This window comes from Actinoplanes sp. NPDC051633, from assembly GCF_040681735.1.
GTDB lineage: Bacteria > Actinomycetota > Actinomycetes > Mycobacteriales > Micromonosporaceae > Actinoplanes.
In genome coordinates this window covers 1-5,849 of record NZ_JBFAZH010000437.1, presented here as the reverse complement: position 1 = coordinate 5,849, position 5,849 = coordinate 1, and the positions used below count along the sequence as shown (strand labels likewise).

Sequence of the window (5,849 nt, the reverse complement as noted above, 5' to 3'; positions counted from 1 at the left end):
GGCGCGGCCCCTCCCTGGGCGCCGCGAGCCGCTGCGACGCTGCCCGCGGCGGCGGCCAGGTTGCTCGGGCCGGGTGGGGCGCCTGCGCCGGGGATGCTCGGGGCCCGGTAGGCCGCGGGGACGCCGCTCGGCGCCTCGCCGGAGGGCTGGTAGGGATCACCCTGACCGGGTGGGCTCGCGGCGGGGACCCGAGAGGGCAGGCCGCTCGGCAGAACCGCGCCCGGGGTGCGGACCGGGAGGCCACCCGGTCCGACCTGACTGTTGCCCGCGGCGGCGCGGTCGTCCTCGGTCCGCGCCGGGCCGGAGGTCGGGGCGTTGGCCGGACCCGACGTCGGCGCGTTCGCCGGACCGGAGGTCGGAGCATTCGCCGGGCTCGAGGTCGGAGCGTTCGCCGGGCCTGAGGTGGGGGCGTTCGCGGGGGCGGAGGTCGGTGCGTTGCCGGGCGCCGAGAACGGCCGGTTGCCCGGCGCGAAGGTCTGCGCCCCGCTCGCCGCAGGGGCGGCGGTGGCCAGGCCCGGCCCCGGCGCGCCGGCGGCGGGCACAGCGCTCGGTGCGAACCCGGACGATGCCGCCGCCGCGGCCGCGCGGCTACCCATCGCCGCGGCCGCGCCCGGCACACGACTCTGCTCGTTCCCCGGCGGGAAGCCTCCGCCGGGACGGAACCCGGCCTCGGCCGCGCCGGGAACGGCGGACGCGGCCGGTGGCATCGGACCACCTTGCTGACTCGCGCCGGGCTGACTCGCGCCGGGCGCCGCCATCGCGGCCTGCTTCAGATCCTCGCCCTCGCGACCCGGGCCGCGCTTGGGCAGTCGCACGTCGCCGCGGGACAGCTGGGCCACGAACCAGGCCGGCAGGTATCCCTCGATCGGCAGCCCCGGGTTGACCGCGAGCCACCACTCGAGGTTGGGCCACGTGTCGGCCAGCTCGCCGTAGGCGACGCGTCGCGCCGAGCCGGTGTAGTCGGCCAGGCACGCCTGCAACGCCGACGGCGAGGTGAAGGCGAGGACATGGGTGCGACCACCGGTGCTCCACGTGCCCCAGCCCAGCGGCGCGAGGCCGGCCAGCGCGTCCGCGGACACGGGCAGGAGCAGGTCGACGCCGGCGAGGATGCGGAAGTAGGACTCCTGGTCGTCGGTGCGCAAAGCATCGCGCATCGAACGCTCGGCGTCCGTCGCCGGCTCCCACTCGGACACGTTCACTCTCCCAACGCGCGCGAACGAGACCATCTCAACGCGTACAACCTACAAGGTCAGGCGTCGATCACAATGGGCGGCGGTGGCCAGACAACCAAGTCGGGTGTATAGCGGCTCGTGACGCAGCGCGCAGGTGACTCTGCGGCTAATGTTCATCACGCAAGGTAGCCAAGACTCCGACAAGTCGGGCAAACATGATCGCGGCCGGGATTCACCTCGAAAGGCGTACCCCGGCCGCAAAGTGGATCTCTTGCGAGGCAGGTCTTACTGGAAGCGCTGCGTCGCCTTGCGCTCGGTGTCCGTGTAGTCCGCGGCGGACTCGTCGACCGCGACCTTGATGTTGCGCAGGATCTCGGAGAGGTCCGCCGATGCCTGCGACCACTTGCGCTGGCGCTCGGCGTAGGCAGCCTTCGCCTCACCCTCCCAGGTGGCGACCAGCGGGCCGGCGTCACGCTCGAGCTGACCGAGCTGCGACTGCAACTCGCTCAGAGCCTTTTGGATGTCAGCGCTGGCGTTCTGCAGAGCACCGAAGTTGACAAGAAGCAAACCGTCGCTCATTAGATCTCCTTCCTCGGGCTCAGAGCGGCAGGCTGTAGCCGCCGCCGCCGGACTTGCCGACGCGGGATGCTGCTGCGGAATCGGTGGTGTCGTAGCTGGTGCCCGAGGCACGGATCGCCTCGGCCGTCTCGGAGAGAGCCTTGTTGAGCTGCTTGAGGTCGGCCGCGTACTGCACCTTGACCTTCTCGAACTCCCCGGCCGCCAAACCCTTCCACGCCGACTGCAGCACCGACAGCTGCGACATGAGGTTGTTCAACATGGACGTGAGCGACTGATTGACCGTCTCGAACTTTGCGGCGGTACTCTGCATCACCGCGGATTCTGCTGCTGTCTGGGCCACCCCGGACGTCACCCCGCTTTCTCGTATCGGTTACATCGGCCTGCCGAGCCATCCCGTCCACCCTGGACAAGATCGGCACTCGGCACATCGATGACGTGCATTCAGGCTAAACCCTCCGGGCGAACCATGGGGGGCAGCGTTGAGCTGCGCATCGATGCTTTCCGACGCCGACGGTAGCCGTGCCCGCCGAGCGGCGGTACCCCCGCGACCCAAACTGTGGATAACTGCCGCCTGTGGATAACTCACGACCGACTGCCGCCCCCTGCCGGACTCGTCGGCGCAATACGATGAGCCACACACACCAGCAAATATGTCGATCAAGGCAGAGCCGATCCAGGAGGCATGGCGGGTGACAGCGGATTTGGCCGAGGGCCGCGGCTATCCCGGCCTGGGTGCGAACGCGCCTCGGCAGACCCGTTCCCGGGTGCGACCGAGGCGCCGCGGCCGCATCCTCGGCATGCGCACCTCTCAGCTCGTCGCCACCCAGGTGGCCGCCGTCCTGCTGCTGGTCGGCGCGGTCTACGGCACCATCACGCTGGCCGTGGCCGCGATGCTGGCGGTGATCCTGCTGGCGGTGACCTGGCTGCGCCTGCGCGGCCGCTGGGCGTTCGAGTGGATCAGCGTCGGGATGCGCTACTCCGGGCGGCGGCACTCCGTCGCCCTCGATCACTCGCCCACCGCGCTGCTGCAGTTCGCGATGCCCGGCGCGCGGCTCGAGCAGGCCGAGTTGGACGGTGACACGGCGACGGTGATCGTCGATCACTACGGCATCACGGCCATCCTCGAGCTCGGCGACCCGGCCGGTCTCCTGGCCGAGGAGGTGTTCGCGCTGCCGTCGCCGGTCGCGCTGCTGCCGCCGGCCGGCACCGAGCATCCACCCTGCCGGATCCAGATGCTGTTCACCGGCGTGCCGGCGCCGGCCGTGCGCGCGGGCAACGGCACCCCGGCCAACTCCTATCGCCAGCTCACCGAGGGCCGCCTGCTCGGGCACACGCGTGCGCTGATCGCGGTGCGGATGCTGCACGCCGAGGGCTGGTCGGCGGGCGACCTGCTCGTGCACCTGTCCGGGCTGGTGCGCAAGATCCCCCGACGGCTGGGCTCGGTGCCGGCCCGGCCGCTGGGCGAGGCGGCCGCGCTGCGGGTGCTCCGCGAGCTGGCACACGACGACGCGGTCGGCCCGGCCCAGGAGACGTGGCCGGGGTTGCGGATCGGCGGGCTGGCGCAGGCGACGTACCGGTTGGACCGCTGGCCCGACTTCTCGGTGGAGACGTCGCGACGGCTGGTCGGCCGCATGCTGTCCCTGCCGGCGGCGGCGACCACCGTGTCCCTGACCGCGGGGCCGCGGGCGGAGGGCAACCGGACGACGGTCGCGGTCGACATGACGGTGCGGCTCGCGGCGCACGACCTGTCGTCGCTGGGTGGCGCCTCGCAGCTGTTGCGCAAGCTGCTGTCTGCCGAACGGGCCCACGCGCGGCGGCTCGACGGCGAGCACCTGCACGGCTTCGCGGCCACGCTCCCGCTGGGCGGCGGGCCGCTGGTCGAGGTGCCGGGCCGGGCGGGCGAGGGCGAGCTGCCGCCCGACGTCGCCGACGGCCTCGAGCTGGTGTGCGGCGCGGCCGGGCTGATGATCGGCCACAACCGCGCCGGTGAGCCGGTGGTCGCGCGGCTGTTCCGGCCGGAGCAGACGCGGGCGCTGCTGGTCGGTGGCGTGCGGTGCGCTCAGCTGGTCACGCTTCGGGCGATGGCGCTCGGCGCACGGGTGGTGGTGCAGACGGCGCGGCCGCAGGCGTGGGAGCCGTTCGTGCGCGGCGCGGCCGTGCCGGGTGAGGCGATCGCCGTGGTGCCGCCGGGCCGGGCGGTGGAGATCCCGCCGGGGTCGGCGATGCAGCCGTTGCTGGTCGTGGTCGACGTCGGGCCGGTGGGCGCTGACCACAAGCAGGGCGAGGGCTGGCAGGCGACGCTGGTCGTGCGCGACGAGTTCGGGCCGGCCGACGTGGATGTCGCCTCACGAGCCGACCTGCTGATCCTGCAGCCGCTGAGGCCGGACGAGGCCGGCCTGGTCGGCACGGCGATCGGCCTCGGCGAGACGGCGCATTGGCTGTCCCGCATCCGGCCGGACATGGTCGGCCTGATCAACCGCCGCGCGGTCCGCTGGGCGGCCCTGGCCCAGACGCCGATCGAGGCGCAGCTGATCGGCCCGCCCGGCCGAGGCTGACCGCGGTCGTACGACAGACATCGACAAGATCGCGGAGTGTCGCCCGGCGGATTGGCGTGACCATGGCACCATCCGGCCATGGGCATCATCATCCGGCTGCTGATCACGGCGGTGTCGCTCTGGATCACCACGCTGGTGATCGACGGCATCTCGCTGACCGCTGACTCCACCACCGGCAAGATCGGCACGCTGCTCGCCGTCGCCGTGATCTTCGGTGTGGTCAACGCGGTTCTCCGGCCGATCATCAAGACCATCGGCTGCGGGCTCTACATCCTCACCCTCGGTCTGATCGCGATCGTGGTGAACGCCCTCCTGCTGCTGCTCACCGACTGGATCGCCGGTCAGTTCGACCTCGGCTTCCAGGTCGACGGTTTCTGGCCGTCGGCGGTCCTGGGCGCCCTGCTGATCGGCGTGGTGAGCTGGTTGCTCAACGCGCTGGTCCCGGACGGTCGCGACCGCGACGAAGACTGAACTGCTGGTCGTCGCTCCGCTCCTCCGGCATTTCGCCCCAGGGAGCCGATGAGTTGGGTTCGAAAAAGAACATCGGCTGCGCCTCGTCCTTTTCCGAGCCCAACTCATCGACGGGCGAAATGCGATTCGGCTCGCCAGTGAGCTGCGACATATGCAAGGACTCAGCGCCGCCTGCGCCCTTACGGTGGGGTGATGAGCGAGGAGCGGCGCGGGTATGTGTACGGCCTGATCGCGTACGCGCTGTGGGGCTTCTTCCCGATCTACTTCAAGCTGCTCCAGCCCTCCCCGCCGTTCGAGATCCTCGCGCACCGCATCGTCTGGTCGGTCGTCTTCATCACCGTCTTGCTGCTGGTCGCCCGCAACTGGCGCTTCCTCGCCCGCATCGCCCGTGACCGCCGGCTCCTCGGCGGCGTGATCGCCGCCGGCCTGCTGATCGGCGTCAACTGGGCGACCTACATCTACGGCGTCAACTCCTCGCGGGTGGTCGAGACGGCGCTCGGCTACTTCATCACCCCGCTCGTCGTGGTGCTGCTCGGCGTCACGGTGCAGCGTGAACGCCTCCGCGTGTGGCAGTGGATCGCGGTCGGCATCGGTGCCGTGGCGGTCGCCGTGCTCACGGTGGACTACGGCCACCTGCCGTACATCGCTCTGATGCTGGCCGCCAGCTTCGGCTCGTACAGCCTGATCAAGAAGCGGTTGTCGCTGCCACCGGCCGAGGGGCTCTTCGTCGAGTCGGCGGTCCTGGCCCTGCCCGCGCTGGGCTACCTGACCTGGCTGAATGTGACCGGCGGGGCCGAGTTCGGGCACGTGTCGGCCACCCACACGATCCTCATGCTCCTCTCCGGGGTGGCCACCGCAGTGCCGCTGTTGCTGTTCGCCGGCGCCGCCAACCGGGTGCCGCTGGTCGGGCTCGGGATCATGCAGTACGTGGCGCCGATTCTGCAGCTCGGGGTCGGCGTGCTCATCTATCACGAGCCGATGCCCGCCGCCCGCCTCGCCGGCTTCACACTGGTCTGGGCCGCGCTCATCGTCTTCACCGTCGACGGCCTGCGGGCCGCCCGCAGGACCGCCC

5 protein-coding genes and 1 pseudogene are annotated in these 5,849 nt (G+C 71.3%); 3 read left to right on the top strand and 3 right to left on the bottom strand.

The window, feature by feature from the left end; genetic code table 11:
* The 3 genes and pseudogenes from AB0M20_RS23080 to AB0M20_RS23070 form a co-directional block, all read right to left on the bottom strand.
* Positions 1-1,193: pseudogene (locus AB0M20_RS23080) on the bottom strand (hypothetical protein); the annotation flags it as partial.
* 264 nt (positions 1,194-1,457) lie between these two features.
* Positions 1,458-1,751, bottom strand: a complete 294-nt coding sequence (locus tag AB0M20_RS23075; protein WP_364301319.1) for a WXG100 family type VII secretion target — start codon at positions 1,749-1,751, stop codon at positions 1,458-1,460.
* A gap of 19 nt (positions 1,752-1,770) precedes the next feature.
* Positions 1,771-2,091, bottom strand: a complete 321-nt coding sequence (locus AB0M20_RS23070) for a WXG100 family type VII secretion target (RefSeq protein ID WP_364301321.1) — start codon at positions 2,089-2,091, stop codon at positions 1,771-1,773.
* Positions 2,092-2,401: 310 nt separating this feature from the next.
* Here AB0M20_RS23070 and eccE point away from each other — a divergent pair, with 310 nt between their 5' ends.
* The 3 genes from eccE to rarD form a co-directional block, all read left to right on the top strand.
* Entirely contained in the window at positions 2,402-4,306 is a 1,905-nt protein-coding gene (gene eccE, locus AB0M20_RS23065) for a type VII secretion protein EccE (protein WP_364301317.1), read from the top strand.
* A gap of 78 nt (positions 4,307-4,384) precedes the next feature.
* The gene (locus AB0M20_RS23060; protein ID WP_364301315.1) at positions 4,385-4,777 is read left to right on the top strand and encodes a phage holin family protein; all 393 of its coding nucleotides are present in this window, start codon (positions 4,385-4,387) and stop codon (positions 4,775-4,777) included.
* Between the two features lie 192 nt (positions 4,778-4,969).
* Positions 4,970-5,849, top strand: an 880-nt coding sequence (rarD, locus tag AB0M20_RS23055) for an EamA family transporter RarD (RefSeq protein WP_364301313.1), incomplete at its 3' end; no start/stop codon positions are given.

Excerpts from the sequence above, each read along its gene's own strand:
- AB0M20_RS23075 (WP_364301319.1), bottom strand. The coding sequence starts at position 1,751 with ATGAGCGACGGTTTGCTTCTTGTCAACTTCGGTGCTCTGCAGAACGCC.
- eccE (WP_364301317.1), top strand. The coding sequence starts at position 2,402 with ATGTCGATCAAGGCAGAGCCGATCCAGGAGGCATGGCGGGTGACAGCG.
- AB0M20_RS23060 (WP_364301315.1), top strand. The coding sequence starts at position 4,385 with ATGGGCATCATCATCCGGCTGCTGATCACGGCGGTGTCGCTCTGGATC.